Raw genomic sequence first — 23,479 nt, 5'->3', positions numbered from 1 at the left:
AATTTCTGGAGATTTCATGTACGACTTTCGCAAGAAATGTGTCTCTCTCGATCGCCTCATCGGCACCTTCTGCGCCATCCCGCATCCGGTGGCGGTCGAAGTGGCGGCTGCCAGCGGGGTCGATTTCCTGTGCATCGACTGGGAGCATTCGCAGATTGGCCGCGAGCTGATCGAGGATCTGATCCGCGCCGCGGATGTCCACAAGGTTCCTGCGATGGTGCGCGTTCCCGGCCACACGCCGGAGTGGATGGCGGCTGCGCTCGACGCCGGCGCGTCGGGCGTCCTGGTGCCGCGCGTCTCGACGGCCGAGCAAGCGCGCATGGCGGTCATGGCCTGCCGTTACCCGCCGGTCGGCGCACGCGGTGTCGGCCCGGGCCGCGCCGCCGGTTATGGCTACAGGATTCCGGACTACCTCAAATCGGCCAACGAGGTCCTGACGGTCGCCATCCAGGTCGAGACGGCCGAAGGCCTCGCCAACATCGACGACATCGTCCAGGTCGACGGCGTCGACGTGGTCTTCATTGGCCCAGGCGACCTGTCGGTCTCGATCGACGCCATGGGGCCGGCCGGCCAGGACAAGCTCAATGCCGCGATTATCAGGATCGCGGCCGCGGCGCGTGCGGCCCGCAAGGCCGTCGGCATCTTTCGCCCTTCGGCGGATGATGTCGGCAAATGGTCGCGGCACGGCATCAGCTTCTACATGCTGGCTAGCGATACGATGTTTCTCGGCGCCGGCCTTGCCGCCGGCGTCGTCTCGGCGCGCAGCGCCTCATAGCAAGAGTCTGGCATGAAGATCATCAAGACCGACGGTGTGCTGTCAGTCGAGGAGGAGCAGCTGCGCTACCTCGACGGCTTGAACGTCGAGTTTGTCGAAAAGACGCTGCTCACGGAAGATGCCCTGATCGAACACTGCCGCGACGCCGACGCATTGATGGTATTGCGGGAGCCGATCACGGGTCGCGTCTTGGCGGAACTGAAGAGGCTCAAGGTCATCGGACGGTTCGGCGTAGGGCTCGACTCGATCGACGTCGAGGCCGCCAGCCGTGCCGGTGTTCAGGTAACCTACGTGCCGGACGCCAATCTGGTTGAAGTCAGCACCCACGCTATGGCCCTGATCCTGGCCTTGACGCGCAGGCTGAAGCAGTTCGACAGCGCGGTGCGTGCCGGCCGCTGGGCTGCAATGACCGATGGCGCCGGCATCACGCGGCCCGACAGGCAGATCCTCGGCGTGATCGGCTTCGGCCAGATCGGGCGGCTGACTGCCGAGCGGGCGCGGGTCTTCGGCTTTCATATCATCGCATACGACCCGCATATGCCGGCGGAGCGCATTACGGCCGGCGGTGCTGAACCGGTCGGTTTCGATGAGCTGCTTGCCAGGGCCGACATCGTCTCGTTGCATGTTCCAGCGACACCGGAAACCAGAAACATCATGTCGGCGCAAGCCCTCTCGCGCATGAAGGAAGGGGCGATGCTCATCAACGTGTCCCGTGGCGGCCTGGTTGACGAGGTCGCGTTGGCGGATTTGATCCGGCGCAGCCATTTGGCAGGCGCCGGCATCGACACATTCGAGCAGGAGCCGCCTTCGCCCGACAATCCGCTGCTGGCGCTGGACGCCGTCCTGGTCAGTCCACACGCGGCGCACTACTCGACCCAGTCTTACGCGGAGGTTCGCAACAAGGTGTTTGCCGATGTCGCAGCGGTCCTGCGCGGCGGCAAGCCGGTATATCCGGTCAACCGGATATGACCAATTCCCGATGTCGGCACCATCCGCTGCCTGTCGACAGTTCCACCTTAACGTTCGGGGGCAGGCGCCCTTGAGCGCGACCTCGGCAAGCGGATAAAGACGGGAGTGGGTGATGTGAATTCGCATTTTTTGCCGACAGTGCCACATTTTGTTCTTGCTTTGTGCCGGCAGCTACTAATTTGCGTATGGTGCTGATTCGCACCGAGGAGCCGCCGCAAGGCGGTTTTTTTGTCTTTAGGTTTCAGCGCGATCGGTCGAGGCTCTGCTCGGCTTGTCGCGACGCTCGACGATGTAGATGTGGTCGGCGACCAGCACCACGTCGCCATGCTGGTTGATCACCTCGCAGCGCTCGACGACCCGGCCTGAATCGGGCCGCTTCGGGTCGTCTTCCTTGGCCGATATGGTGGTGCGGGTCCTGATCGTATCGCCGATGAACACCGGCTTGATGAAGCGCAGTCTGTCGTAGCCATAGGAGAAGGCAACCGGGTTGACGACGCTTGCCGTCAGCCCGACGCCGACCGAAAAGACCAGCGTGCCGTGGGCGATGCGCTGGCCGAACGGCGTCGCCTTCATGAACTCGGCGTCCATGTGGTGGGGAAAGAAATCGCCGGTATGGCCGGCATGGACGACGAAGTCGGTCTCGGTGATGGTGCGCCCGCTGGTCATGCGCGACGAGCCGATCTGGTAGTCCTCAAAGTAGATCGTCTGCTCCATGTCAGGGCCTCGCCGCTATCGGTGTTGCCGGCGCCGCGCTCGATTGGTAGGCGGCTTCGACCAGCGCCATGGTGTTCCAGCCGTCCTCGACGGAACTGACAAGCTCGGCGTCCTCGCCCGACACGTAGCGCTGGACATTGGCCATGCGGCCGGCAAAGGCGTCCGGAAACCATGCGCCGACGAGTGGAACCGCAATCCAGTCCGTGCCGCCTTTGGGGTAGATTTCGAGAATGTCCGGCTCGCCGCGCGGATAGTCGAGGTTGACGCCTAATTTGAGGTAAGCGGCGCCTTCGGTGCCGCAGATGCGGAATTCGCAGGCCTGGTGTTTTCGACCGAATTTGTGATCGTGGTTGATCGACAGCGCACAGCGGACGGTGTCGCCATAGTCGAGGATCGCGCTGGTGCGCGTTTGCGCAACCTTATGGCCGGGATGGCCCAGTGTCTTGGCGTGAACCCCCTTGGGGTCGCCGAGCAATTGCCGGATTAGGTCGAGATAATGGATCGAATGCATGGCGATCTCGACGCGCGGCGCCTGCAACAGGAATTCCCAGAGCTGCCAGGGTGTTGCCAGCGCCAGCCATGCGTCGAAATCGACCACGTCGCCGAGCCAGCCCTTGGCGATAGCATCCTTGAGCGCCAGCATCATCGGCGCAAAGCGCAGCTGGAAATTCACCGCCGCCTTGAGGTTTTTGGAACGGCAGATTTCAAGGATCTCGGTCGCCTGGCTGAGGTCACTTCCCATCGGCTTCTGGATCAGCGCCACCGCACCATCGGGCAGCGCCCTGAGCACGCCGGCATGATAGGCCGGCGGCGTCGCCAGATCGAAGACGACGTCCTTGATTGACGCAGCTTCCTCGAGCGACCGGTAAGCGGTGACGCCCCATTTCTGCGCCAGTTTTTCCGCCTTGGCCAGGTCGGGGTCGAAAAGCCCGGCAACCGGGAAACCGGCTTTCCCATAGGCCGGGAAATGCGCATCGCCGACGATCGAGCCGGCGCCGAAAATCACGATCGGCCTGGGCTTTGACGGCTGTGCCCAGGCCTGGGAGAGCGAGGAAGGATCGAAAATGTCATCAGTCATAATGGAAGACTTCGTCCATCGACGCCCACCACTCACCCTCCTTGCGGGTCGGCAGCGGCTCCTGGCATGGCATGCACAGCGCCCACCATTCCTGCGTCGTGGGGTCGGCGGCCATCTTGGCCATGTCGGCGGCATAGTCGGTGCCGTGGTACTCGAAGGTGCTGAACAAAAGGTGCTCCGGCTCCCTCAGATAAATCGAATAATTCTTGATGTTGCAGGCGGAAATCATCTTGAGGACGTCCGGCCACACAGCAGCGTGAAGCCGCACGTACTCGGCGACTTTCTCCGGCTTGAGGCCGAGCACCATTCCCATTCGCTGCATGTCCGACTCCTATTTTACTATCGGCGTGGTGAATTCCGCGATGCTCTTCGCCTTGATCGCATCCCAGTCCCAGTCGATGCCGATGCCGGGCTCGTCCGGCGCCAATGCGTGCCCGTCCTCGATACGCATTTTCTTCCCGGTCAGCTCGTCGAGCTGGGGAATATACTCGACATATCTGCCGTTCTGAACGGCGCATGTCAGGCTGACATGCAGTTCCATCAGGAAATGCGGGCAGACCGGTATGTCGAACGCCTCGGCTGCATGCGCCACCTTCAGCCACGGCGTGATGCCGCCGATGCGGCCGACATCGACCTGCACGATCGAACACGCGCCCTTTTGCATATATTCGCGGAAATGCCGGATCGAATAGAGCGACTCGCCGATGGCGATCGGCGTCGATGTGGCATTCGACAGCCGCACATGGCCGTCAATGTCGTCGGCTGGCAGCGGTTCCTCGATCCAGGCGAGGTCGAGTTCACGCAAGCGTTCGGCCCGGCGGATTGCCTCGTCGACCGAAAAGCCCTGGTTGCAGTCGGTCATGATCTCGTAGGAGTCTCCAACCGCCCGGCGCACCGCCGTCAGGCGGGCAAGATCCTCGGAGCCGTGCGGCTTGCCGATCTTGACCTTCGAGCCGCGAAAGCCCTTGGCCTTGGCGTCCAGTGCATCCTCGACCAGCGCCCCGTTCTCGATATGCAGCCAGCCGCCTTCCGTCGTGTAAAGCGGGCAGCGGTCCTTGGCGCCACCGGCCAGCTTCCACAGCGGCAGGCCCTGTTTCTTCGCCCGCAGATCCCAAAGCGCAGTGTCGATGGCCGCGAGCGCGATTGCCGTGATCGCGCCGATCGTCGTGGCATGGGTGGCGAACTCCAGCTCGTGCCAGATCGCCTCGATCATGTCGGCGTCGCGGCCAATCAGCCGCGGTGCAAGGTGGTCGGCCAGCAGCCGCATCACCGACGAGCCGCCGGTGCCGATCGTATAGCTGTAGCCGGTGCCGACCGCGCCGTCGGCATCGGTGATGGTGACGATCGGTGTTTCCTGCGAGACAAAACTCTGGATGGCATCGGTGCGCTTGACCTTAGGCATCAGGTCGACCATCCGCAGTTCGACTTTCTCGATCTTTGCCATGATTTTAACCTCGCAATGTCTTGCCCGTTTCGGCAGAAAACAGATGGGCCTGCGACAGGTCCAGGCTCATCTTGACCCGGTCGCCGGCTTTGAGCGGCTTTGGATTGAGCATGCGCGATACCCAGTCGCTGCCGTTGAATTCGGCAAACACCAGCGTCTCGTTGCCGAGTGGTTCTGTGACGGTCACCGGCAGTTCCACCTGGTGGACGTCGACCTCTTCGCCGGAACTGATGCCGTGTCCCGTCGGATAGATGTCGTCGGGCCTGAGGCCGAACACGACTTTGTCGCCGGTTCCGACATTGGCCTTGAACTGGCTGGGCAGAGGCAATCTCTCGCCGCTGGCGAACAGCAGCTGTCCGTCGTCGACAACCGCCTCGTGCAAATTCATCGGCGGCGAGCCGATGAAGCCGGCCACGAAGCGTGTCTGCGGCCGGCGGAAGACCTCGTCGGGTGTGCCGACCTGCTCGATGAAACCGTCGCGCATGATGACGATGCGGTCGGCCAATGTCATCGCTTCGACCTGGTCGTGGGTGACGTAGATCACCGTCGACCGGACCTTGGCATGCAGTTTCTTGATCTCGGTGCGCATCTGCGTCCGAAGCTTGGCGTCGAGATTGGAAAGCGGCTCGTCGAACAGGAAGACGTCGGGATCGCGCACAATGGCGCGACCCATGGCGACGCGCTGGCGCTGTCCGCCCGACAGCTGCGACGGCCGGCGGTCGAGCAATTGGTCGAGGCCAAGAATGCCGGACGCCTCGGCGACGCGGCGGTCCATTTCATCTTTCGCGGCGCCGGCTATTTTTAGTGAGAAACCCAGGTTTTCGCGCACCGTCATATGCGGATAGAGCGCGTAGGACTGGAACACCATCGAGATGTTGCGCGAGCGCGGCGGCAGGTCGTTGACCATGCGGCCGCCGATCTCGATGACCCCGTCGCTGATCGCCTCGAGGCCGGCGATCATGCGCAGGGTCGTCGACTTGCCGCAGCCGGACGGCCCGACAAGCGCGATGAATTCGCGGTCGGCGACCTCGAGGTCGATGCCGTGCACCACCGCCACCGGACCATAGCTCTTGGTGAGTTTCTTGAGCGATACAGTTGCCATGTCAGCCTTTCACCGCGCCGGAAGTGAGGCCGCCGACGAGATGTTTCTGGACGATGAAGGTAAGCGTGAGCGCCGGTATGATCATGACCACGGCCAGCGCGCACATGCCGCGCCAGTCGATGGTGAATTCGGCCGTATAGTCGAGCAGGCCGACCGGCAGGGTCTTGGAGTTGATCGAGCGTGTCAGCTGCGAGGCGAGCGCGAACTCGTTCCAGGAGGTGAGGAAGGCAAAGATGCCGGCCGAGGCGATGCCGGGGCCGGCGAGCGGAAACTCGACCTGCCAGAAGGCCTGCCAGCGCGTGCAGCCGTCGATCTGCGCCGCCTCGGCGAGGTCTTTCGGCACCTGGCGGAAAAAGCCGTCGATCAGCCAGACGGTGAAGGGCACGTTGAGTGCGACATAGACCAGGATCAGCCCGAAATGCGTATCGATGATGCCGAGCCGCGCAAAGACGAAGAACAGCGGCAGCGACAGTGCGATGCCGGGCACCGTGCGCGTCAGCATCAGGCCGAGGAACATCGCCGATTTGGCGCGGAAGCGATAGCGCGCAAAGGCATAGCCGCCGGCCATGCCGATGACGATGGCGATCACCGTCGAGGTCACCGAGATGATCAGCGAATTGCGGAAGTAGTCGAGCACCGGAATGCCGCCCTGGCCGACGCCGCTGAACATGGCGATGTAGGCGTCGAGCGAGAGTTGCTGCGGGATCCACACCGGCGGCTTGGCCATGATCTCGACGGTCGGCCGGAGCGACGACAGCACGATCCAGATGCCGGGCAGGCAGATGACCAGCATGGCCAGGAACAGTCCGATGCCGTGAACGATGCCGAGCGCTTTGTTGCCGACGCGATGCAGGCTGTTCTGGTCCATCCTCACCACTCCGCCGCGATCTGCGTGCGCGCCGCGGCGAGCTTGCGGTAGAAATAGACGGTGAACAGGATCGACAGCAGGATCGAGAAATAGGCCATGGCATTGGCCATTCCCATCCTGGCGTCGCTGTAGGCAGTGCGGGCGACGAGCGTCCAGACCAGTTCGGTGCGGCCGGCGGGGCCGCCGTCGGTCATGATCTTGACGATGTCATAGGCGCGCGCGACGTCGAGAGAACGGATGGTCATGGCGATGAAGGCAAACGGCATGATGAACGGCCAGGTGACATAGCGGAATGTCTGCCACGGCGTGCAGCCGTCGACGCGGGCCGCCTCGACCGGTTCGCGCGGCATCGCCAGCAGCCCGGCCAGGATGAGGATCGCGAACACCGAGGTCGACGACCAGATCTCGGCGATCAGGATGGCGATGAAGGCGAGATTGCCGTCGATCAGCCACGGGATGGCGCGGTCGGTCAGGCCGAGCCCCTGCAGGGCATTGTTCACCAGGCCGATATTGTCGTTGAACATGAATTTGAACTGGAAGCCCACGAGGATCGGCGAAAACATCATCGGAAACATCATGATGGTGCGCAGAACCCGCTGGCCGCGCGATGCCTTCTCCACCAGCAGGGCCAGCCCGAGCCCGATCAGCATTTCCAGGTTGAGCGCGACGGTCAGCAGCACCACGGTGCGGGCAAAGGCGACCCAGAAAGCGCGGCTGGTCAGGATGGCGACGTAGTTGCGCGCGCCGATGAAGACCCAGAACGTCTCCGGCCTGGTCAGCCGGAACGGCGTGAAGCTGGAGTAGAGCGAAAGCAGCAACGGCACCACCACCACCGCCGCCAGCACGATCACCGCCGGCAGCAGGAGCAGCAATGGTGGCGAGGGTCTCCAGCCTTTCATGTCGATCCGGTTCTGGTTGGCGCCCGGACACCGAAGGCCGCCATTGGCGAGCTGGGATCAAGACAAAGCGTGTTGCGCATGGTCCGAAAAAAATGCGGGGCGCCGCTCTTCGATAAGCGCAGCGCCCCTTGGGAGAATGGTCAAAGCTTGCCGGCGTCCTCGAGGATTTGCGTGGCCTTGGCGGCAGCGTCGTCCAGCGCCTGCTTGGAGGTCTTGTCGCCAAGGATGGCGGCCTGCAATTCGGGATAGACGGCGTTGGAGATTTCGATCCATTCAGGTGTCTGCGGCACGGCAAAAGCGTGCTTTGCCTCTTCCTGGAAAGCCGCCAGCACTTCCTTCTTATAGGGATCGCTGGCCGCCTGCTGGATGTCCCAGTCCCACACCGCCGTGCGGGTCGGCAGTGGGCCGCTTGCCGCCTCGAGCTTCTGGCTGTCCTCATTGGTCAGGAACCAGACCAGCGACGCCGCAGCTTCCTTGCTGGCGCAGTTTTCGGTGACCGAAAATCCGTGGTGCCCCGACCAGCCGGTGCGAATGCCGGCCGATCCCTTCGGCGCCACCTTCACGCCGACATTGCCGGCGACCTTCGACGACTTTGGATCGTTGAAGAAGCCTGCCCAGCCCGGCCAGTCGAGGTTGATGGCGACGGTGCCTGAGGCAAAGCCTTGGCCGAGATCGTCCCACAGATAGTTGGTGGTGCCGGCCGGCACCGCCTTGGCCTTATAGAGATTGACGAACCAGTCGAGCGCGTGCACGCCGGCTTCCGAGTTGAAGGCCGGCTTGCCATCCTTGTCGAGGTATTCGCCGCCGTCGGCGATGAGCATCTCGTAAAAGCGGCCGTTGATCGCCTCTTCCTTGCCGGCGAACTGGGTGCCATAGAAATCGGGCGGGCTGGCGAAGAATTCCGCCTGCTGGGCGACCTCGTCCCAGGTGTCGGGTGGTGTCAGGTCCTTGCCGTATTTGGCCTTGTAGGCGGCCTTCTTGGCTTCGTCCTGGTAGAGGCTCTTCTGGTAATAGAGCGCCGAGACGTCGAACTGCGCGCGCGGCAGCATTACCAGCTTGCCCTCGAGCGTCGAGGCCTTGATCGTCGACGGCACGAAGGCGTCGATCTCCTCCTTCGGCAGCAGCTTGTTGAGATCGGTGTAGATATCAGGATATTGCGGCGCGAAGGACGAGTGGTTGGAGCCGACGCACCAGTTGATGCTGCCGGAGGCGATGTCCGACTTGATCTCCTTGTCGAGCTCGAAGTGGTTTTTCTTCGAGATCACGTTGACCTTGGCGCCGGTCAGTTTTTCCCATTCGCCGATGCGCGCGTAGAGCCCTTCATATTGCTGGCCGCCGATCAGCTTGGCGTCGATAGTGACGCCGTCGAATTTGCCGGGCAGGTCGGCAGCAAGGGCACTCGCACCCAGTGCGAGCAGCGTTGCGCCGGCCGACAGGCCGCAAAACAGTTTCGTCATTGGTATCCTCCCAAGTGTCTGCGTCGATCCATAGTGGGGTCGATCGGCAGCTTCATTCATATACAAACAAAACATTTATAGGATCGTCAAGCCGAAAGTTCTTCCGGAAGCAACCGTTATGCGTATATGAAATGTGAAATTCACTGGAGAAGCCCAATGGCAGAGGACGAGGAAGACGAGCGCTATCGAGCCCCGGCGTTGGACAAGGGGCTCGACATCCTCGAGCTGCTGGCCGGCGTCGACGGCGGCCTGACGCAGGCGGAAATCGCCAAGAAACTCGACCGCAGCCCGAATGAGTTCTACCGCATGCTGGATCGGCTGGTGCGGCGCGGCTACGTCACGCGTCCCGATGGCGACCGCTATTCGCTGACGCTCAAGCTGTTTGGCCTGACGCAGCTGCACGCGCCGGTGCGCCGGCTGGTTTCCTATGCGACGCCGCTGATGCGCGAACTGGCCGAAACCACACAGCAGGCAAATCAGCTCGTCGTCTTCGATCGCGGTTCCGCCGTGGTCATTGCCCAGCAGGAAGCGCCGGATTACTGGGGCATCTCTATCCGCGTCGGCTCGCATATCAGCCTGTTCGACACCGGGTCCGGCCATGTATTGCTGGCGTTCCGCCCGCCGGAAGAGCGGCAGATGATGATCTCCGAACATCTGCGCAGCACCGACAAGCCGCCGCAGTCGCCGGAATTCTTTGCTCGCCTCGACCAGATTAGGGAACGCGGCTACGAGATGATGGCGTCGATGCAGACGGCCGGCGTGTTCAACCTGTCGACGCCCGTTCTCGGCTCAGACGGCAAGGCGATCGCCGCACTGTCGATCCCGTACATAACCCTGGTCAACGCACTCAAGGCGCCCGACATCACCAGGACGATAGAGCTGTTGCTGGCAGCGACCGAAAAGCTGTCGCAACTGGCGGGATCGACCGTCAAGCAATCGAGATAAATTCTTATTTGAATGAACAATTTCTCCGTGAGATGATCTCGACGTCGCCAAGGAGGAGAGCGCCACCATGATCTTCGACACTCATCTGCACCTGATCGACCAGTCCGCGCTGCGCTATCCCTGGCTGGCCGGCGTGCCGGCGCTCAACCGCGATTTCTCCTACGACGAATATGCAGTCCAGGCCCGCCGCGCAGGCATCGAGGGCGCACTGCATATGGAGGTCGATGTCGATCCAGCAGACATCGAGGCCGAAACCGGCCATGTCAAAGCGCTCTCGCAGCAAAAGGGCAGTTTGCTGAGGGGAGCGATTGCCTCCTGCCGTCCGGAAGAGCCAGGCTTTGCCGCTTATCTCGAGCGCCAGCGCGCCGATCCTTTCGTCAAAGGCTTTCGCCGGGTGCTGCACGTCATGCCGGATGAGCTCTCGGAAGGCGCGCTGTTCCGCGAAAACATCAAGCGGCTAGCCGGCAGCGGCCTGACCTTCGACCTCGTCGTTCTGCCCCACCAGATCCCCAAGGCGATCGCACTCGCCGACCTCGCGCCGGACGTGCAGTTCGTGCTCGACCATTGCGGCGTGCCCGACATCAACGGTGGTGCCGAGCACCCCTGGCGCGAGCATATGGCAGAGATCGCGCGGCGACCGAACGTCGTCGGCAAAATTTCCGGTGTGGTCGCCTATGCGGATGCCGGATCCTGGACTGTCGAAACGCTGCGTTCCTATGTCGAGCACACCATCGAATGTTTCGGCTGGGACCGCGTCGTCTGGGGGAGCGACTGGCCGGTCTGCACGCTCGGCGGCGGGCTTGCGACCTGGATTGCGGCAACGCACGCGCTGCTTGCCGGCACCAGCACCGATGAACGGCGAAAGCTGCTCTCCGGCAACGCCAAGCGGCTGTGGAGTTTGTAGGCCGGCTCAGATGGTCGCCGACACGTGCCGCTCGCGGCCGTAGAGCGAAACCAGGAGCACGATGACCAGGCCAAGTGCCGCCTGCACCGTCGAGGGCCGGAAGCCGAGGCCGATCAGCAGCGTGTTGATCTCCGTCAGCACCAGCACGCCGGCAACGGTGCCGAAATAGCTGCCGCGGCCGCCGACAAGGGCGGCGCCGCCGACCACCACTGCCGCAATCGTCTGGAACAGATAGGGTTGGCCGACATCGCCATAGGCGGAGCCGGTGAAGCCGAGCAGCAGCACGCCGGCCGCGGCGGCAAAGAAGGCGCTCGCGGCATAGGTGACCGTCCACATTCGGACTGGATCGATCAGCGCCAGCGGCGCAGCACCTGGGTTGCTGCCCAGCGCATAGAGACGGCGGCCGTATGGCGTGCGCGCCAGCACCAGCGCCACCAGCAAGGTCAGCACCGCGACGCATGGCACCAGCCCCGGCACCGGCAGCGGTCCGACCGAACCGCCAATCGAAACGAAGGCGGAAACCGCTGCAGGCGCCGATCCGGATGGAAAGCCGCCGGTCCACAACAGGACAGCACCTTGCACGATCATGCCGACGCCGAGCGTCACGATCAGCGGGTGGATATCGAGCCCGCGCGAGATCAGGCCGTTCAGCGCCCCGATCAGTATGGCGAGCGCGACGACGACCGCGCAGACAAGAGCAAAATTCCAGCCGCCGCCGTAGAGCTGTGCGGCAACGACATTGGCAAAGCCGATGATGAACGGGATCGACAGATCGATGCCGCCGAGAATGACGACGAGGGTCTGGCCGATCGATGCCACCGCCAGCAGCGAGGCGATCACCAACAGTGCCCGAATGGCGAAGGGCTGGGAGTAGCCCGGAATGAGCAAGGTGCCAAGGAGATGCAAGGCGACAGCGACGGCAAAGGCACCGGCGACGCGGGCATTGGTGGATTGGAACCAGGTCTGGCGCATGCTTCTCAGCCTTTCCGCCCTGATAGCCGCTCCTGCAGCGCCGTCATGATCACGGCCACAACCAGGATCGCGCCATAGGCGATCTGCAGCACATAGGTGGAGACGTTGAAGGCGGTCAGCACGCTCTGCAGCAGGAAGATGTCGATAGCGCCGATCGCGGCCCCGGCGAGCCCGCCGCGTCCGCCGGCAAGACTGACGCCGCCGAGCGCCACCGCGGCAATCGCTATCAGCGTGTAGGTTGGCCCGATATTGGGGTCGGCCGAACCGATCAAGGCGGTCAGCATCAGGCCGGCACAGGCGGCAAGTATGCCGGTCATGACATAGGCGATGAAACGCACTTTGGTGACTGGAACGCCGGCCGTGTAAGCGGCGCGGTCGTCGCTGCCCACCGCCATCAGCTGGTCGTAATAAGGCGTCTGCCGCACCAGCCACCAGAACAGGAAGATCAGCGCCAGCGGCAGTGCCGACCAGGGTCCAGCCATCGCCTTCAGCCAGCCCGGCGCCGGCCCGATCGGCGCCGGCAGGATGGTCAGCGTCATGCCGGTGAGGATCAGATAGGTGCCGAGCGTCGCAACGATCGGCTGGATGCGGACGATGGTCGCCAGAACGCCGTTGGCGGCGCCGACGATCGCGCCGATCAGAAGCGCCGCCGGCACGATGACCAGCGGCGAAGACATGCCAAGCCTGAGAAACAGCAGCTGGATCACCATCGCATTGACGAAGCCCATCAGCGGCCCGACGGAAATGTCGATGCCGCCGCGCCCGGCGAGGATCACAGGAGCCGAGGCGAGCGCTGCGCCGATCAGCGGCGCGGCGAGCCCGATCAGCGCGCCCCAGGCGGCAGGCTGGAAGCGCGCCGGATTGAGCAGCAGATTGACCGCGATCAGGATCGCCAGCAGCACTGTCGCAAAGCCAGCGCCGCGCCATCGCGCCGCCATGCGCCGCAACCCGCTCATGCGGCGCGACCGAACATGGCGGCGATCACCGCATCGCTTTTCATCGCGTCTCCGGTGATTTCAGCCGCCACCTGCTGTTCGCGGAACACCAGCACGCGATGGCAAAGCAGCAGGATCTCCTCGATCTCGCTCGACAGGATGACAAGCGCCATCCCGTCCGCCGCAAGGCTGCGGAACACGTCATAAAGGACATGGCGCGTCGCCACGTCGACACCACGCGTGGGATCATTGAGCAGCAGGATCGCCGGTTCCAGCGCCAGTGCACGGGCCAGCAGGATTTTCTGCTGGTTGCCACCGGAAAGCGTGGTGATCGGGGCGTCCGGCCGTGGCGCGATGATCGACAGTCTGTCCCGATAGCTCTCATAGCGCTGCCGCCGCGCGGCGAAGCTGAGCAGGCCAAAACGCATATCGCGCGACAGCGTCGAGACGGCAAAATTGTCGAGCACCGATTGGGTCGGAAAAATGCCGGTGGTGCGCCGGTCGCGCGGCAAATAGGCGATGCCGCCGGCGACCGCCTTGCGGAAATTGGTGATCGCGCGCGCTCCGGTTGGCGCCTCGACGGTCACCTCGCCGCCAGCCGAGCGTTCCAGACCGGCTAGCACTTTCAGGAACCGCTCCTGTCCATGGCCGTCGAGACCTGCAAGGCCGACGATCTCGCCCGGCGCAATGGTTTGCGTCATGGGGCTTGCGCCCGGCGCGATCACCAGGCCGCGCACCGAAAGGCTGGCGCGATCAGCCATGCGCCAGCACCGCCGCCGTGCGTGGCGCCATCGCCTTGAGAAGCTCGGATGCGGTGGACGTGCCGCGTTCCTCAGTCGTCACCACGCTGCCGCCGCGCAGCACGGAAATCCGGTCCGAAAGCGCCATCACCTCGTCCATGCGATGGGTGATGAACAGGATCAGGCAGCCTTCCGAGGCAAGCTTGCGCATCATGGCAAAGACCGCCTCGCGGTCGGCAAAGTCGAGCGCCGCCGTAACCTCGTCGAGGATGAGAATGCGCGGGCTACGGACCACGGCGCGGGCGAGCACCACCAATTGCTGAACCGCAAGCGGCAATTGCCCGGTCAACTGGTCGAGCGGGATCTCGGTCACAGCGAAGCGCTTCAGCACCGCTTGCGCGCATCGCCGCCGCTCGGCGCGCGGCACGGTGCGCGTCAGCAGGCCGTCGAGGCCGAGCAGGATGTTGTCGGTGACCGAACGGTCAGGCGCGATCAGCACTTCCTGGAACACGGTGGCGAACCCGGCGGCCTGGAACGCCGCCGGCGAGAGGCCGGCAAAGGGCACTCCGTCGAGCAGGATCGCGCCGTTGTCCGGCTGGACGATTCCCGACAGCAGCTTGACCAGCGTGCTCTTGCCCGAACCATTCTCGCCCAGGATGGTGTGGATCGTGCCGGCGCGGAATGCGATTGAGGCATCGGCCAGCGCAATCGTCTCACCGTAGCGTTTCGAGATGGCCTGGACTTCCAGCATGAGCAATCCTGATGGAGAAAGCCGGCACCGCTGGTGCGGAGCCGGCTTTCATATCCTACTTGGCGCAGGCGTCCGGCACCTTCGAATAATCCCAGCCCTTGGTCGGTGCCGGATTGGCGAAGTAGGCATCGAGCCATTCCTCCGGCATCGGGTCCTTCGGCGGGACCGGGAAGATCGAGACGGCGTCTGGCGTCATGCAGTCCTTGTACCAGGCGCCGAGGTCGGCATTGTGCACCGGCGGAATCGGGATCAGCAGCGTGTTGAGCTTGGGCTTCTGTCCATCCAGCATGCGCACGCCGACACGAAACAGCGTCTCGGCCGTCCAGTGCGGCAGCACCGCATGGCCTTCGAAGCGGTATTTGTCGGGATTGGCCTTCCAGTAACCGAGCGCATCGCCGGTGATCGAGCCGGTGATCAGTGGGGCGGGGCGGCCGGCCTCGGCAAAGGCCTCGGCAACGACACGGCTTTCGCTGCCCGTCGTCCACACCGCATCGATCGGCGCCGGATTGGTGGCGATCGCCTGCAGAACCGCCGTCTTGGTGACGTTCGCAGTCCAGTTGCCGTTGACGCTGCGCGAGACCTTGAGCTTCGTGTTCTCGGCCAGTGCCTTGTCGGCGCCCTGGCGCTCCTGCACGACGATCGGGTGACCGGCAATGCCTTCGACCAGAAGCACGCTGCCGCCGTCCGGCATTGCTTTGCCGATCGCCGTCATCATGTCGTAGCCCCAGCGCGCATAGTTGGAATCGACGTTGATGGCATTCGGGCTGGTCACCGACCCGGCTGCCGTGATGAAGGGGATGCCGGCTTTGGCTGCGGCATCGATGGCATCGTCCAGCGCCGTCGCCGAGCCGGGGATCGAGGTGATGATCGAGCATTTCTTGTCGATGAAGGCGCGGATCTGGTTGATCTGCTGACTGGCGTCGTTGTTGGAATCCGACACTTCGAAGCTCGCCACGGTGCCGTCGGCGATCAGCCCGTCGACCAGCCGCTTCAAGTCCTTGGTGACGGTGACGCGCCACGGATTGCCCTGGTAGGACTCGGAGTGACACCATTTCCACGGCTTTGGCGGCGGCGTGAAATTATCCCAGGCCGACGGCAGCACCTTCTGAGGCGCGCCGTCATATTGTGCCTTCAGTTCGGTCGGCAATCCAGCAATCACGCCCGAAACGTCTTGAGCGCAGGCTATGGTCGTGACCGATGCAAGTGCGGTTGCGGCCATAAGGCCGCGGATCAGGCTGTTCATGTTCTCCTCCGTTCGGTTGTTTCAGGCTCCTCCGCCGGCAACGCCGGACACCTGCGTCGAAAGATTTTCCCGAAACAGGCGATTGAGATCGGCAACGACGCGAGCGGCATTGTGCCCTTCGCTCAGGCCGAGATTGATGCGATCGGACGCCGCCTGCTGGAACGCCATGTAGCCGTCGTGCCGCGGCCTGACCCAGGCACCTTCGAGCGTGGCCCGCGTGTCCTTGTAGAAATTGCCGGTGGCTGCATTGACGGCGGCATCCTCCCAGGCCGCGGCGTGGCCGGGCTGGCCGCCGGCCGACGCATAGGGGCCGCGCTGCACCTCGCCGCTGGTGATCCAGTAAGCGAAGTCGATTGCTGCCTGCCTGGCCTTCGAAAACGCCGACACGGCAATGCCGGTCCCGCCGAGCGCCGAGCCTTTGGGGCCGGCATTGCCCGCGGCCGGGATATCCGCGAAAGCGAGGCGGTTGGCTCGAAACCCGGCGATGGCATAGGAGACATAGCCATAGATCAGCGGTGCGCAGGCGATCCGCGAGACGGATCCGGCCATTTGCTCCAGAACCGCGATCGGATCCATGTCAAGACAGGCCGGGTCGACGAGGGCCGCGATCTCGCGCATCATCTCGAAGACTTGCTTGCCCGTTGCCGGATCCACATGGTCGCCAGGGCCTTCACCGGCGGGCCGGCCGAGATTGCCGGCAAGCGTGTAGAACACCATCAGCGAATGCGGCGGCCTCAGCGGCAACAACACGCGGCCTTGCCGCGCCAGATCGAGCGCATCGGCCCAGCTCGCCGGCGCAGCCGAAAGCATGTCGGGCCGCCATGCCTGCACCTGGCTGGCCGCGTCGATCGGAAACGCCCACTGCCGGCCTTGCCAGTTGTAGCTCGGAAAGGACCGGCCGACACTGCCCGCCGCAAGTGCTGCACGTTCGGCTTCCCGGCCGGCGACATCGAGCGGCGCCAAGCAATTCTCGGCGGTGATCTGGCCGACATGCGGATGATCGATGACGATCAGATCATAGGTACGGGCCAGTTCCTCGACCGGGAAGGATTCGAAATCCTGCAGCGAGCGCTTGTCCCATTCGATAGTGGCGCCGGTCCGTTCCTTCCACAGCGCCGAACAGGCGACCATTGGGTCATAGCCGCGCGGATGGCTCCAGGTCATGCCTTTGAGCGTGACGTCGCTCACAGCCCGAATTCCTCGCGGATTTTTGCGCTGTGCTCGCCGATGCGTGGCGCGGCCCGCTCGACCTTGGCGCGGATGCCGTCGACCCTGAGCGGCGAGCGCGTGGTGAGGATCGAAACGTCATCCTCGCGCGTCACCGTCTGCAACATGTCGAGGACCTGGAAGCCTTCGCTGGCCATCATTTCCGGCCAGGTCAAAACCTTGGCGCACCAGATGTCGGCGGGCTCGAGGATACCGAGCCACTCATCGACCGTCCTGGTCGCGATTTTTTGCGCGATGATCGCCTTGATCTCGTCGCGGGCGGTGAACCAGGTCGACGGCTGGTCGCGATAGGGCGCAAGCTCCTCGAGCCCGAGGAGATCGGCGAGTTTCGAGATCGGTGTCATCGCGATCGCCAGATAACCGCCCTTGGCCGGATAGACGCCATAGGGCGCAGAGAGATAGGCGTGCGCGCTGCGGAAGCTCGACCGCCGCGGCAGCCGGCGCCCGTCATTGAGATGCGTGGTCAGCACCTCGAACTGGAAGTCGACCAGCGCTTCGAGCAGGCTGGTCTCGACATGGCTGCCCTTGCCGGTCACGCCGCGCCGCACCAGTGCCGCGAGAATGCCTTGCGCGGCGGCGGAGCCCGCCAGCATATCGGCGATCGCCAGGCCGAAGGGCACCGGCCCTTGGTCCTCGTCGCCGTTCAGCCACATCACGCCGGAGCGGGCCTGCGCCAGCAGATCCTGCCCGGGCCGCTTGACCCACGGGCCTTCCTCGCCGTAGCCACTGATCGAGGCATAGACCAGGCGCGGATTGATCTTGCGCACCGCCTCGTAATCGAAGCCCAGTCGTTCGATGACGCCGGGCCTGAAATTCTGGATCAGCACGTCGGCCTTGGCCAGCAGGCCGCGCAGTGCCGCAAGATCGGCCTCGTCCTTCAAGTCGATTGCAAGGCTTTCCTTGGCGCGGTTGATCGCATGGAAAATGGTGGAATCGCCGCCGATCTCGGTGTCGCTGAGATAGAGCCGGCGCGACAGGTCGCCGCCATCCGGCCGTTCGATCTTGATGACGCGGGCGCCGAGGTCGAGCAGTCTGAGCGAGCAGTAGGGCCCGGACAGGAACTGGCTCATATCGACAACGATGAGCCCGGTCAGCGGCAGTTCGGCAATGGCAGCCATTGCCTATTTCTCCGTCTTGCCGGCGAAATCGGCCGGATTGCGGTACTTCACCGTCTGCAGGTGCTCGCAATAAAGCACGAGCTCGCCTTCACCCTTGAAGACTTCATAGCTGGCGCGGATCAGCCCCATCTCCTTGTATTTTGGCTTCTTGTCGAGGTTGGAGCGGATCGAATAAATCGTGTCGCCGATGAACACCGGCTTGATGAAGCGCAATTTGTCGTAGCCATACGAAAAGGCGTTGATGCAATTGGTGGCGACGAGCCCGAGCCCGGCCGAGAACACGAAGGCGCCAGCGACCAGCCGCTTGCCGAAAATGCCTTCCGTTTCGGCAAACATCTGGTCCTGCACGTATGGATGGATGTCGAGCACCAGCGTGTTGAAGAGATGGCTGTCGCCCTCGGCAATGGTCCGGCGCAGCGAACGGATCTTCTGGCCGACCGGCCAGTCTTCGTAGAACCAGTTCTCCGCGTTCCAGACGGGAAGGTCGGCGTGATCCCTAGGCATGTTGGCGGGGTGTGTCGATGCCACGCCAACGGTCGGCGCGAAGCCGCTCATGACGACTTCCTCTGGGAGCGGGAATCGTCCATCAGGGCGCGCCGCAGACCAGCGAAATGCATGATCGATCCTCCCGTCAATCTTCTTTTGTGAATAGTATTTTCACATATGGGGTTGTGTTGCAAGCGAGTCTCGGCGAAATTTTGCCTGCTCCGTCGCGGCCAATGCCGGCGGAACAAGGGAGGAAGTGATGCAGAATGCCTGTCTGGTTTTCGTCGGCAGCCTCAATCGCGACGCCCCGTATTTTCAGGGCGCGCGCGGCATCGGGCTGGGTGTCTACAGTTTCGACGAAGGGACGCTGCAGACGAAGAAACTGGCCGAGACGGGAGACATCGACAATCCCACCTTCCTGTCGGTGACGCCGGACGGCTCCCACATCTATCCCAATTCAGAAGTGTTCACCTGGCGCGAAGGGGTGGTCTCGGCCTACCGTTTCGACAGGCAGACCGCCACGCTGTCCTACATCAACAAGCAGCCGACGCTGGGCAGCATCACGGCGCACAACACCATCACGCGCGACCGGACGAAGCTGCTGGTCGCCAATTACGGCATGGGCGAGGGCGGCCCCGATCGCTCGGTCGTGGTCTATGGGTTGGGTGAGAATGGCGGCCTGACAGCGCCGTTGTCGAGCGTTGCCCATAGCGGGACCGGACCGGACCCGGCCCGCCAGGAGCGGCCGCATGCCCATAGCGTAACCGAGACGCTTTCCGGCGGCATGGCGATCGTCGCCGACCTCGGCATCGACCGGCTGGTGTCCTACCGCATCGGGCCAGACGGCAGCCTGACGAAGCTCGCCGAGTCGGAGCTTGCGCCGGGCGCGGGTCCGCGCCATTTGGCGCTGCATCCGGGCGGCCGCTTCGTGTTCGTCATGAACGAGCTGGATTCGACGGTCGTCTCGCTTGCGCTGGACGAAGGATCAGGCAAGCTTACGGTGATCGACAGCAAGCCGGCCGTGCCGCCCGAGGCGCGCGACGGCAATCACTGCGCCGACATCCAGATCTCGCCTGACGGCCGCTTTCTCTACGGCTCCAACCGCGGCCATGACAGCATAGTGGTGTTTTCGATCGACCAGCAAACCGGCAGGCTTGCCCTTGTCGGCTATACGCCTTGCGGCGGTGCCACGCCGCGCAATCTGGCACTGACGCCCTCGGGCGGCCATCTGTTCTCGGCCAACCAGAATGCCGACCGCATCTCGATTTTCGCCCGTGATGCCGCAACCGGCCGGCTGAGCGACACCGGCCGCTCCATCGACATCGGCACACCGATGTGCGTGAGGATCGTGCGTTGACGTGATCTCAGAACTCGAGCGCCTGCCTGAGTGCCGGGCCGCTCCTGACGCGCAGATCGAGGTCGGCTTCGATATGGTCGATGTGGTGCAGCATCAGCGCGCTGGCGCGTTCGGCATTGCCATTTTCCAGCGCCTCGAGGATCTGCGTGTGTTCGTTGTGGCCGCAGCTCGAGATGCCCGAGCGGCCATAGAGTGCGATCACCAGCGATGAACGAGCGACCAGCTCCTCCATGAAGCGCTGCAGGATGACGTTTCCCGCGACCGACGCCAGAAGCAGGTGAAAATCCCCCGACGCCTTGATCTCCGATCGCCTTGCGTTCGGTCCGCGTTCGGCGATGAAACGGCCTTCTTCGTCGAGCTGGGCCTTGAACGCGGCGACATGTGCCGGCGTCATCCGTCCGGCGGCGGCAATCGCGATGCCTGGTTCGATGAGGCGGCGCGAAGCAAAAACCTGCCGCGCCTCCTCCGGCGACGGATTGGCGACGAAGGCGCCGCGATTGCGCTCGGTACGCACCAATCCCTCGAAGGAAAGCATCTGCAGTGCGGCGCGCGCCACGGTGCGACTGACATCGAACAGCGTGCCGACTTCGCCTTCGGAAAGCTTGGTTCCCGGCGCCAGCCGGCGATCGACGATCGCGTCGCGCAACTGGTCGCGGATCGCCTGCGCGCGATCCTCGTTGGCGGCCTCGATAGCAGGGAAAGTCTGGTCGGCAATGTTCATGGCGGTGATCCTGCGTACTTCTACCCTGAATCGCATCGCTTGGACGAGAGACAAAGTGAATACAGGGATGAAAAAGATTGCATACGATTTTTGCGAGGATCGGCGGCAATCGCCTATAATTTGTGCATTGCACAAGGATGCCGTATCGGCAGCCACGTAGATGCAGCCCCGATTTCTTCGAGGATTCAGTCGGTTGGTGCGGCGGCGCGCAACTGGCACGCATGATGCTTTGGCTAATCCGACCAAAGGGGAAGCTGGATGTCCAAAGCCGCCGAAATCGACATTGTGTCCGTTTCGAAAGTCTATGGCGCGACGACTGCTGTCGAAGGGATCAGCCTGAAAATCCCTGCGGGAACCTATTGCTGCCTGCTCGGTCCCTCCGGCTGTGGCAAGACCTCGACGCTGCGCATGATCGCCGGGCACGAGAGCATATCGAGCGGCGACGTGCGTCTCGGCAACACAGTGGTCACCGACCTGCCGCCGGCCAGGCGCGGCACCGCCATGATGTTCCAGTCCTACGCACTGTTTCCGCATCTCGACCTGATCGACAATGTCGCGTTCAGCCTGAAGATGAAAGGCGTCGGCAAGGAGGAGCGCCGCGCCAAGGCACTCGACATGCTGAAGCTGATGCAGATGGAAGCCTATGCCGGCCGCCGTCCGGTGCAGCTTTCCGGCGGCCAGCAGCAGCGCGTTGCTCTCGCCCGCGCGCTGATCACCGATCCCGAGGCGCTGTTGCTCGATGAACCGCTCTCGGCACTCGATCCGTTCCTGAAGATCCGCATGCGGGCCGAACTGAAGAAGCTGCAGACGTCGCTCGGCATCACGTTCGTCCACGTCACCCACAGCCAGGAAGAGGCGATGGCACTGGCCGACCTGATCGTGGTCATGAACGACGGCCGTATCGAGCAGGCGGCGCATCCCCGCATCGTGTTCGAGCGGCCGGCCACCGCCTTCGTCGCTCGTTTCATGGGCGACCACAATGTCATCTCCGGCCGCGTCAGCGGCAGTCGCGACGGCATGGTCGTTTTCGACGTGCCCGGCGGCGTCGCGCTCGCCGCGAGCGGGCAGGGCAGGGAGACCGGGGAACCCATCGACATCGCCATTCGCACCGACCACGTGCGCATCGGTGAGCCGCCGGCAGCCGGGCTCGGCTTCACCGGCATCGTTTCAAACGTCGAGTACCGCGGTTCGACCGTGAAGCTCTCGGTCAATGGCGCCGGCATCGAGGATTTCACGGTGATCGTCGACGACACCAGCTTCTTCGCCAGGCCGGTTGCTGTCGGCGACGCCGTGCCGATCGCCTGGGACGCTGAGGACGCGATCGTCCTTGGCCGTCTCGATTCCTGAAACCCAGCATAACCAATCAAAACAGGGGAACTGAACATGACCAACACCACCGACAAGAAGACTGGAATATCGCGTCGTTCGCTGCTCAAGACAGGTGCCGCCGCCGTCGGTTTCGCCGCCGGTTCCGGCGCCATATCAGGCTTTCCGACCATCTGGGCGCAATCGAACATCACGCTGCGCCAGTTCGGCACCGGCGTGTCCAACCTCAATGCCATCGCCGACAAGTGCAAAGCCGACCTCGGCATCACGCTGGAGATGACGGCAACCGATTCCGACGCCGCCGCGCAGCGCGCCGTGACGCAGCCCGACAGCTACGACATCGCCGACATCGAATACTGGATCTGCAAGAAGGTGTTCCCGACAGGCGTCCTGCAGCCGATGGATGTCACCAAGCTGAAATATTACGACGAGCTCGTGCCGCTGTTCAAAACCGGCAAGCTGACGCCGGACAGCGTCATCGCCCAGGGCACCGCGCCGCATACGGTCGGTTACGTCGAGGCGCAGGACAGCAAGGTCTTCGCCAAGGCACCGACCAATTGGTTCACCATGGTGCCGACGATCTACAATGCCGATACGCTTGGCATCCGCCCCGACCTCGTCGGCCGTGACATCACCACCTGGGCCGACATCATGGATCCTGCCTTCAAGGGCAAGACCGCTATCCTCAACATCCCGTCGATCGGCATCATGGATGCGGCAATGATCATGGAAGCCACAGGCAATATCAAATATGCCGACAAGGGCAACATGACCAAGGAGGAGATCGACAAGACAATCGACTTCCTGATCAAGGCCAAGCAGGACGGCCAGTTCCGTGCCTTCTGGAAGTCCTTCGACGAAAGCGTCAACCTGATGGCTTCAGGCGAAGTGGTGATCCAGTCGATGTGGTCGCCGGCCGTGGCCGCGGTCCGCTCCAAGGGCATCGCGTGCCGGTTCCAGCCGCTCAAGGAAGGCTACCGGTCCTGGGGTGGCGGGCTTGGCCTGGCAGCCCATCTCTCCGGCGCCGAACTCGATGCCGCCTATGAATACATCAACTGGTACACGTCCGGCTGGGTTGGCGGCTATCTCAACCGCCAGGGCTATTACTCGGCCAACATGGTGTCGGCCAAGAAGTTCATGTCCGAGGACGAGTGGGGCTACTGGATCGAAGGCAAGCCGGCAAAGGGCGATATCCTGTCGCCGGACGGCAAGGTCATGGAAAAGGCCGGCGCCGTGCGTGACGGCGGCTCGTTCGAAGAGCGCATGGGCAAGGTCGCCTGCTGGAACTCGGTCATGGACGAAGACCGCTACATGGTGAAGCGCTGGAACGAGTTCATCGCTGCTTGATGCAGCCGGGCAACAACTGAGATGCCTCATTCCTTCCCACCCCCCTCTGTCCTGCCGGACATCTCCCCCGCAAGGGGGGAGATTGCGCCGTCATTTCTGCT

The 23,479-nt window shown here is 63.4% G+C and carries 24 protein-coding genes; 7 read left to right on the top strand and 17 right to left on the bottom strand.

All coding sequences use genetic code 11. The features are described from left to right. Nucleotides 1-16: 16 nt before the first annotated feature. Nucleotides 17-775, top strand: coding sequence for an HpcH/HpaI aldolase family protein (locus NKH70_RS04615; RefSeq protein ID WP_352717769.1), 759 nt, complete (start codon nt 17-19; stop codon nt 773-775). Between the two features lie 12 nt (nt 776-787). Beyond that, nucleotides 788-1,744 (top strand): C-terminal binding protein, encoded by a 957-nt coding sequence (locus NKH70_RS04610; RefSeq protein WP_352717771.1) that lies wholly within the window; start codon nt 788-790, stop codon nt 1,742-1,744. Between the two features lie 234 nt (nt 1,745-1,978). Here NKH70_RS04610 and NKH70_RS04605 read toward each other — a convergent pair whose 3' ends face one another. From NKH70_RS04605 to NKH70_RS04570, 8 genes are all read right to left on the bottom strand, one after another. Further along, nucleotides 1,979-2,458 (bottom strand): MaoC/PaaZ C-terminal domain-containing protein, encoded by a 480-nt coding sequence (locus tag NKH70_RS04605; RefSeq protein WP_352717773.1) that lies wholly within the window; start codon nt 2,456-2,458, stop codon nt 1,979-1,981. A 1-nt stretch (nt 2,459) separates the two neighbouring features. Then, on the bottom strand, nt 2,460-3,536 hold the full coding sequence (locus NKH70_RS04600; RefSeq protein WP_352717774.1) for a Gfo/Idh/MocA family protein: 1,077 nt from the start codon (nt 3,534-3,536) through the stop codon (nt 2,460-2,462). Continuing rightward, entirely contained in the window at nt 3,529-3,858 is a 330-nt protein-coding gene (locus tag NKH70_RS04595) for an L-rhamnose mutarotase (RefSeq protein ID WP_023676093.1), read from the bottom strand. Before NKH70_RS04595 ends, NKH70_RS04600 begins: the two co-directional genes overlap by 8 nt. A gap of 9 nt (nt 3,859-3,867) precedes the next feature. Continuing rightward, the gene (locus NKH70_RS04590) at nt 3,868-4,980 is read right to left on the bottom strand and encodes a mandelate racemase/muconate lactonizing enzyme family protein (RefSeq protein ID WP_352912863.1); all 1,113 of its coding nucleotides are present in this window, start codon (nt 4,978-4,980) and stop codon (nt 3,868-3,870) included. A 4-nt stretch (nt 4,981-4,984) separates the two neighbouring features. After that, entirely contained in the window at nt 4,985-6,082 is a 1,098-nt protein-coding gene (locus NKH70_RS04585; RefSeq protein ID WP_352912862.1) for an ABC transporter ATP-binding protein, read from the bottom strand. Nucleotide 6,083: 1 nt separating this feature from the next. Continuing rightward, a complete protein-coding gene (locus NKH70_RS04580; RefSeq protein ID WP_352465970.1) occupies nt 6,084-6,950 on the bottom strand; it encodes a carbohydrate ABC transporter permease in 867 nt (288 codons plus the stop codon). 2 nt (nt 6,951-6,952) lie between these two features. Next, nucleotides 6,953-7,849 (bottom strand): carbohydrate ABC transporter permease, encoded by an 897-nt coding sequence (locus tag NKH70_RS04575; RefSeq protein ID WP_352660447.1) that lies wholly within the window; start codon nt 7,847-7,849, stop codon nt 6,953-6,955. 140 nt (nt 7,850-7,989) lie between these two features. Further along, nucleotides 7,990-9,306: an ABC transporter substrate-binding protein gene (locus NKH70_RS04570; RefSeq protein WP_352912861.1), complete on the bottom strand. Its 1,317-nt coding sequence runs from the start codon at nt 9,304-9,306 to the stop codon at nt 7,990-7,992. 156 nt (nt 9,307-9,462) lie between these two features. Between NKH70_RS04570 and NKH70_RS04565 the strand changes: the two genes are divergently transcribed. Continuing rightward, nucleotides 9,463-10,251, top strand: coding sequence for an IclR family transcriptional regulator (locus NKH70_RS04565; protein WP_352912860.1), 789 nt, complete (start codon nt 9,463-9,465; stop codon nt 10,249-10,251). 67 nt (nt 10,252-10,318) lie between these two features. Next, nucleotides 10,319-11,155: an amidohydrolase family protein gene (locus NKH70_RS04560; RefSeq protein ID WP_353024852.1), complete on the top strand. Its 837-nt coding sequence runs from the start codon at nt 10,319-10,321 to the stop codon at nt 11,153-11,155. A gap of 6 nt (nt 11,156-11,161) precedes the next feature. On the opposite strand, the gene NKH70_RS04555 is transcribed toward NKH70_RS04560, so the two are convergent. The 8 genes from NKH70_RS04555 to NKH70_RS04520 are packed head-to-tail and all read right to left on the bottom strand — an operon-like array spanning nt 11,162 to nt 18,696. After that, nucleotides 11,162-12,127, bottom strand: a complete 966-nt coding sequence (locus tag NKH70_RS04555; protein WP_352912858.1) for an ABC transporter permease — start codon at nt 12,125-12,127, stop codon at nt 11,162-11,164. Between the two features lie 5 nt (nt 12,128-12,132). Then, complete coding sequence (locus NKH70_RS04550; protein ID WP_353016356.1) at nt 12,133-13,083, bottom strand: ABC transporter permease; 951 nt, start codon at nt 13,081-13,083, stop codon at nt 12,133-12,135. After that, on the bottom strand, nt 13,080-13,823 hold the full coding sequence (locus tag NKH70_RS04545) for an ATP-binding cassette domain-containing protein (RefSeq protein ID WP_352717785.1): 744 nt from the start codon (nt 13,821-13,823) through the stop codon (nt 13,080-13,082). The genes NKH70_RS04550 and NKH70_RS04545 overlap by 4 nt, the downstream gene beginning before the upstream one ends. After that, a complete protein-coding gene (locus tag NKH70_RS04540) occupies nt 13,816-14,553 on the bottom strand; it encodes an ATP-binding cassette domain-containing protein (protein WP_352717787.1) in 738 nt (245 codons plus the stop codon). Before NKH70_RS04540 ends, NKH70_RS04545 begins: the two co-directional genes overlap by 8 nt. Before the next feature lie 55 nt (nt 14,554-14,608). Beyond that, a complete protein-coding gene (locus tag NKH70_RS04535) occupies nt 14,609-15,796 on the bottom strand; it encodes an ABC transporter substrate-binding protein (protein ID WP_353024850.1) in 1,188 nt (395 codons plus the stop codon). Between the two features lie 21 nt (nt 15,797-15,817). Continuing rightward, nucleotides 15,818-16,984, bottom strand: coding sequence for an extracellular solute-binding protein (locus tag NKH70_RS04530; protein ID WP_352717789.1), 1,167 nt, complete (start codon nt 16,982-16,984; stop codon nt 15,818-15,820). Next, the gene (locus tag NKH70_RS04525; protein ID WP_352912856.1) at nt 16,981-18,141 is read right to left on the bottom strand and encodes a CaiB/BaiF CoA transferase family protein; all 1,161 of its coding nucleotides are present in this window, start codon (nt 18,139-18,141) and stop codon (nt 16,981-16,983) included. The genes NKH70_RS04530 and NKH70_RS04525 overlap by 4 nt, the downstream gene beginning before the upstream one ends. A 3-nt stretch (nt 18,142-18,144) precedes the next feature. Beyond that, nucleotides 18,145-18,696 carry a MaoC family dehydratase gene (locus NKH70_RS04520; RefSeq protein WP_352660477.1) on the bottom strand — a complete coding sequence of 184 codons (552 nt, stop codon included), beginning with the start codon at nt 18,694-18,696 and terminating at the stop codon, nt 18,145-18,147. A 190-nt stretch (nt 18,697-18,886) separates the two neighbouring features. On the opposite strand from NKH70_RS04520, the gene NKH70_RS04515 reads away from it, so the two are divergent. Next, nucleotides 18,887-19,984 carry a lactonase family protein gene (locus tag NKH70_RS04515; RefSeq protein ID WP_352912855.1) on the top strand — a complete coding sequence of 366 codons (1,098 nt, stop codon included), beginning with the start codon at nt 18,887-18,889 and terminating at the stop codon, nt 19,982-19,984. A 7-nt stretch (nt 19,985-19,991) separates the two neighbouring features. On the opposite strand, the gene NKH70_RS04510 is transcribed toward NKH70_RS04515, so the two are convergent. After that, nucleotides 19,992-20,705: a GntR family transcriptional regulator gene (locus tag NKH70_RS04510; protein WP_023676076.1), complete on the bottom strand. Its 714-nt coding sequence runs from the start codon at nt 20,703-20,705 to the stop codon at nt 19,992-19,994. A 258-nt stretch (nt 20,706-20,963) separates the two neighbouring features. On the opposite strand from NKH70_RS04510, the gene NKH70_RS04505 reads away from it, so the two are divergent. Together NKH70_RS04505 and NKH70_RS04500 are read left to right on the top strand one after the other, a co-directional pair. Further along, complete coding sequence (locus NKH70_RS04505; protein ID WP_352717795.1) at nt 20,964-22,052, top strand: ABC transporter ATP-binding protein; 1,089 nt, start codon at nt 20,964-20,966, stop codon at nt 22,050-22,052. Between the two features lie 36 nt (nt 22,053-22,088). Then, nucleotides 22,089-23,378: an ABC transporter substrate-binding protein gene (locus NKH70_RS04500; RefSeq protein WP_023716671.1), complete on the top strand. Its 1,290-nt coding sequence runs from the start codon at nt 22,089-22,091 to the stop codon at nt 23,376-23,378. Nucleotides 23,379-23,479 lie beyond the last annotated feature (101 nt).

This window comes from Mesorhizobium sp. M0991 (assembly GCF_040318915.1).
Lineage (GTDB): Bacteria > Pseudomonadota > Alphaproteobacteria > Rhizobiales > Rhizobiaceae > Mesorhizobium.
This window is presented reverse-complemented; position numbering and strand designations above follow the sequence as displayed.

What these genes read in the sequence shown, in the direction of transcription:
- NKH70_RS04615 (WP_352717769.1), top strand. Translation starts at nt 17, where the DNA reads ATGTACGACTTTCGCAAGAAATGTGTCTCTCTCGATCGCCTCATCGGC.
- NKH70_RS04500 (WP_023716671.1), top strand. Translation starts at nt 22,089, where the DNA reads ATGACCAACACCACCGACAAGAAGACTGGAATATCGCGTCGTTCGCTG.
- NKH70_RS04560 (WP_353024852.1), top strand. Translation starts at nt 10,319, where the DNA reads ATGATCTTCGACACTCATCTGCACCTGATCGACCAGTCCGCGCTGCGC.
- NKH70_RS04600 (WP_352717774.1), bottom strand. Translation starts at nt 3,536, where the DNA reads ATGACTGATGACATTTTCGATCCTTCCTCGCTCTCCCAGGCCTGGGCA.
- NKH70_RS04545 (WP_352717785.1), bottom strand. Translation starts at nt 13,823, where the DNA reads ATGGCTGATCGCGCCAGCCTTTCGGTGCGCGGCCTGGTGATCGCGCCG.
- NKH70_RS04520 (WP_352660477.1), bottom strand. Translation starts at nt 18,696, where the DNA reads ATGAGCGGCTTCGCGCCGACCGTTGGCGTGGCATCGACACACCCCGCC.
- NKH70_RS04610 (WP_352717771.1), top strand. Translation starts at nt 788, where the DNA reads ATGAAGATCATCAAGACCGACGGTGTGCTGTCAGTCGAGGAGGAGCAG.
- NKH70_RS04585 (WP_352912862.1), bottom strand. Translation starts at nt 6,082, where the DNA reads ATGGCAACTGTATCGCTCAAGAAACTCACCAAGAGCTATGGTCCGGTG.
- NKH70_RS04525 (WP_352912856.1), bottom strand. Translation starts at nt 18,141, where the DNA reads ATGGCTGCCATTGCCGAACTGCCGCTGACCGGGCTCATCGTTGTCGAT.
- NKH70_RS04540 (WP_352717787.1), bottom strand. Translation starts at nt 14,553, where the DNA reads ATGCTGGAAGTCCAGGCCATCTCGAAACGCTACGGTGAGACGATTGCG.
- NKH70_RS04590 (WP_352912863.1), bottom strand. Translation starts at nt 4,980, where the DNA reads ATGGCAAAGATCGAGAAAGTCGAACTGCGGATGGTCGACCTGATGCCT.
- NKH70_RS04595 (WP_023676093.1), bottom strand. Translation starts at nt 3,858, where the DNA reads ATGCAGCGAATGGGAATGGTGCTCGGCCTCAAGCCGGAGAAAGTCGCC.
- NKH70_RS04535 (WP_353024850.1), bottom strand. Translation starts at nt 15,796, where the DNA reads ATGAACAGCCTGATCCGCGGCCTTATGGCCGCAACCGCACTTGCATCG.
- NKH70_RS04505 (WP_352717795.1), top strand. Translation starts at nt 20,964, where the DNA reads ATGTCCAAAGCCGCCGAAATCGACATTGTGTCCGTTTCGAAAGTCTAT.
- NKH70_RS04555 (WP_352912858.1), bottom strand. Translation starts at nt 12,127, where the DNA reads ATGCGCCAGACCTGGTTCCAATCCACCAATGCCCGCGTCGCCGGTGCC.
- NKH70_RS04565 (WP_352912860.1), top strand. Translation starts at nt 9,463, where the DNA reads ATGGCAGAGGACGAGGAAGACGAGCGCTATCGAGCCCCGGCGTTGGAC.
- NKH70_RS04575 (WP_352660447.1), bottom strand. Translation starts at nt 7,849, where the DNA reads ATGAAAGGCTGGAGACCCTCGCCACCATTGCTGCTCCTGCTGCCGGCG.
- NKH70_RS04580 (WP_352465970.1), bottom strand. Translation starts at nt 6,950, where the DNA reads ATGGACCAGAACAGCCTGCATCGCGTCGGCAACAAAGCGCTCGGCATC.
- NKH70_RS04570 (WP_352912861.1), bottom strand. Translation starts at nt 9,306, where the DNA reads ATGACGAAACTGTTTTGCGGCCTGTCGGCCGGCGCAACGCTGCTCGCA.
- NKH70_RS04515 (WP_352912855.1), top strand. Translation starts at nt 18,887, where the DNA reads ATGCAGAATGCCTGTCTGGTTTTCGTCGGCAGCCTCAATCGCGACGCC.
- NKH70_RS04510 (WP_023676076.1), bottom strand. Translation starts at nt 20,705, where the DNA reads ATGAACATTGCCGACCAGACTTTCCCTGCTATCGAGGCCGCCAACGAG.
- NKH70_RS04550 (WP_353016356.1), bottom strand. Translation starts at nt 13,083, where the DNA reads ATGAGCGGGTTGCGGCGCATGGCGGCGCGATGGCGCGGCGCTGGCTTT.
- NKH70_RS04605 (WP_352717773.1), bottom strand. Translation starts at nt 2,458, where the DNA reads ATGGAGCAGACGATCTACTTTGAGGACTACCAGATCGGCTCGTCGCGC.